This window comes from Pseudomonas inefficax (assembly GCF_900277125.1).
Classification (GTDB): Bacteria; Pseudomonadota; Gammaproteobacteria; order Pseudomonadales; family Pseudomonadaceae; genus Aquipseudomonas; species Aquipseudomonas inefficax.
The window spans coordinates 1-3,674 of the sequence record NZ_OPYN01000155.1 but is presented as its reverse complement, the minus strand read 5'-3'; the positions used below and the strand labels follow the sequence as shown (position 1 = coordinate 3,674).

The 3,674-nt window shown below is 67.3% G+C and carries 2 protein-coding genes; one reads left to right on the top strand and one right to left on the bottom strand.

The window, feature by feature from the left end; all coding sequences use genetic code 11:
• Nucleotides 1–3,341, top strand: a 3,341-nt coding sequence (gene bcsC / locus JV551A3_RS17995; protein WP_133979012.1) for a cellulose synthase complex outer membrane protein BcsC, incomplete at its 5' end; no start/stop codon positions are given.
• A gap of 61 nt (nucleotides 3,342–3,402) precedes the next feature.
• Here the strand turns inward: bcsC and JV551A3_RS17990 are convergent.
• A partial coding sequence (locus JV551A3_RS17990; RefSeq protein ID WP_235874605.1) for a LysR substrate-binding domain-containing protein occupies nucleotides 3,403–3,674 on the bottom strand: 272 nt, incomplete at its 5' end.

Sequence of the window (3,674 nt, the reverse complement as noted above, 5' to 3'; positions counted from 1 at the left end):
GCAACCCGGATGTGTTGCTGGCGGCCCTGAGCCTGGCATTGCGCGAAAAGAACAGTATCGAGGCCGAGCAGTTGGGTGCCCGGATCAGTGCCGTCGCGCCTGGCAGTTTGCAGGCCCGCCAGGCCAGGCGCCTGCTCGAGCTGCAGCAGCCGGAGCGCGCTCGGCAGTTGCAGCAGGCCCGCCTGCTGGCTGTAACAGGGCGCAATGAAGAGGCGCTGGCGGCCTATGAACAGTTGTTCGCTGGCGAACCGCCAAGCCTGGAGCTGGCCCTGGACTACTGGCGCGTGCGCGGCAACCTCCCGGGCCAGCGCCCTGAAGCGATCAGGCAGCTGCAGCAACTGGACCAGCAGTACCCTGGCAGTGCCGGGCTGCGCCAGACCCTGGCCGGCTGGCTGTTCGCCGAAAATCGCGACCGCGAAGCCTTGGCCTTGCTCGACCAGCTGTCGCGCGACCCTGGCGCACGGGATGCCGCTGCCCAGCGTGAGTTCGACTACCTGTCTGGGCAAGCGGTGAGCGCCGCCAGTGCGGCGGCCTGGCAAGCGTTCCTCCAGCGTTACCCGGCCTCACCGTTGCTGGCGCAGGCCAGCGAGACCCTGCAACAACAGCGCAAACTGCTGGCCGACCCGTCCTGGCAGGCTGGCCAGCGGGGCTTGGCATTGCTCGACAAGGGCCGCAACGCTGAAGCCGAAGCACAACTACGCCGGGCGCTGCGCCAGTATCCGGATGATGCCAGCCTGCAGGGGGCTCTGGGCTATGCGCTGATGCGCCAGAGCCGCTACGAAGACGCCAATGCGGCGTTCCGGGCGGCAAGTGCCAAGGAACAGGACACCTACTGGATCAGCCAGTGGAAGGACCTGGAGTCGTCCAGCCAGTATTGGACCCTGCTCAGCAAAGGGGAACGGGCACTGCAGGCGAAAGACATGAGCGCGGCCCGCGCCTACTACCAGCAGGCACGCCAGCAGCGCCCGAAGGAGGAATACGCTTTGCTGGGCCTGGCGGATGTCTCGCTGGCCGAGGGTGATATAGCGGCCGCCGAGCGGCAATTCCTGCAGGTTCGGCGCATGGCACCGGAAAACGAAAGTGCCGTGCGCGGCCTGGTGCGTGTGTACCAGGCGCAATCGCCCGACAAGGCGCGGGCGTACCTGGACAGCCTGTCGCCTCGGCAGCAAGCGCAGTTCGCCAGCCTGCGTCGTAGCCTGGAACTCGCCCGCCTGCGCCAGCAAGGTGACCAGGCCATGCAGCGTGAGGACTGGGCGGCGGCCAGCCAGGCGCTGGGCCAGGCCACGGCCTTGGCCCCCGATGAGCCCTGGCTGGTCTACCAGCTGGCCAGCAGCCTGCGCCACCTGGGGCGCAGCGCCGAGGCTGACGCAGCATTCGCCAGGATCGTGCAGCGCCAGCCGGGCGATCCGTCTACCCGCTATGCCCATGGCCTGTTCCTGGAGTCCAGCGACCGCGATGCGCTGGCCCTGGACAGCCTGGGCGCGGTGCCGCAGGGGGCATGGAACGCTGACATGCATGCACTGGAGCAACGTATCCGCCGCCGCATGACCCTGGCCTCGGCGCAGCAGTTGCAGGCACAAGGCCGCACGGCTGAAGCGACCCGTCTGCTCGAGGCCAGCCTGGCGCGTGGCGAAGGCAGCACCGACGACCTGATGCTGCTGGCTGACTGGGCGGCGGCGAACGGTGAGCCTGGCAAGGCGCGCGGTTATTACCAGCGCGTGCTTGCCATGCAGCCTGGGCAACCCCAGGCGCGCCTTGGCGTGATCGAAAGCGCGGTGGCCGAAGGCAACCTGGCACAGGCCCGGCACATGTTGGCTGTGCAGGTGCCGCAACTGGCCGCCGATGACAGCAACGCCCAGCGGCGCCTGGCGGCTGTCTGGGTCGCCTTGGGCGAACACGACCAGGCGGCCAGAATGCTCGACCAGATCGCCGGGCAGCAGCCTCGCCCCGATCCCTTGTTGCGGCGCGACGCTGCCCGCCTGGTGGCACAGGATGACCCGCAACGGGCACTGGACCTCTACGCCGCAGCGATGGCCGATGCGCAGTTGCTCGAGCGTGCTGCCGTGTCGCCACGGGACGATCGTGCACTGACGCTGGCCAGCCGTGAGCAGGATGATGACGACTGGCTGGCACGCAGCCTGCGCAGCGATGTCGATGCACTGTATCGCCAGCGCAATACCCATGTGACGCTGATGCACGACTACGGTTGGCGCGAGGACGACGGTACGCCGGGCACGTCCGAACTAAGTACTCACTCGACCTTGCTGCATGTCGATACCCCTTGGCAGGACGGTACCGCCTTTGCGCGGGTGGAGCGCATCGGCATGGATGCGGGGTCATTCGAGCAGAACGACCAGGGGCGCTATACCCCGGATTTCGGCAGCTGCCAGTTTGTTGGCAGCACCGCTGACGGGAAGTCGCTCCCTGCGTGTGAGGGCGATTCGCAAACGGCGGACGGCAGCGTGCTGGCGCTGGGCTGGCAGGGCAGCCGTTGGGCCTTCGACCTGGGCACTACTCAGGGCTACGCGATCAACAACTGGTTGGGTGGCGCCACGGTCAACGGTGACCTCGGCCAGCTTGGCTGGTCGCTGACCGCTTCGCGGAGGCCGATGAGCAACTCGCTGTTATCGTTTGCCGGCGCACGTGACCCGCGCACGGGCGTGCGCTGGGGTGGGGTCACGGCCAATGGCGCCACGCTCGGCCTGAGCTGGGACCAGGGCGGTGACAATGGCGTCTGGGCCAGCCTCGGGCACCATTGGCTGTATGGCGAGAACGTCGCCGACAACCAGCGCACCCGGGCCATGGCCGGCTGGTACCACCGCGTGGTGGAAAAAGCCGATGAGCGTGTGCGTGTGGGCCTTACGCTGATGCACTGGCGTCATGACAAAGACCTGGGGGGCTACAGCCTGGGGCAGGGCGGCTACTACAGCCCGCAGCGCTACACATCGGTTGGCGTACCTGTCAGTTATGCCTGGCGCAACTACGACTGGTCGGTGCTGCTGGAAGGCTCTGTCAGCTGGTCCCAGGCCCACAGCGGCCGCAGCCGCCTGTACCCGGACGCGCACGTCAACCGCAAGGTGCTTGCACTGTATGACGTAGGCTCCAACATCGATGCCATGAACGACGCCAGCGACAGCAGCGGGCTGGGCTACCGCCTGCGCGGGCTGTTCGAGCGTCGCCTGAGCGACCATTGGGTGTTGGGCGGCGGCTTCGACTGGCAGCACAGCGATGACTATGCGCCTAGCCATGGCATGCTCTACCTGCGCTACCTGTTCGAACCGTGGCGGGGCAACCTGGCGTTGCCGGTGACGCCGCTGGAGCCCTATAGCGAGTGGCGTTGATTCCGAATGCAGGCGCTGTGTGCGGATTCACCCGCGGAGAGTCGCGCCTGCAGGCGGACAGTCAGCGCCGTGCCGACAACTGCTGCGGCGCCAGGAACGCATCATGGAAGTAATTGCGCACAGCCTGCATTGCCGGGCTGAACGCCCGTTCCCGGTGCCAGGCCAAGCCAACGCTCATCGGTGTCACCGGATCGCTGATGGTCACCGTCTCGATGCGCTTGCCCTCCAGCGACCAGGGCCGGTGCACCAGGTCCGACAGGATCGCCACACCGCTGCCATTGGCGACCATGCTGCGCACGGCCTCCACCGAACTGGTCCGCACCCGCACTTTCG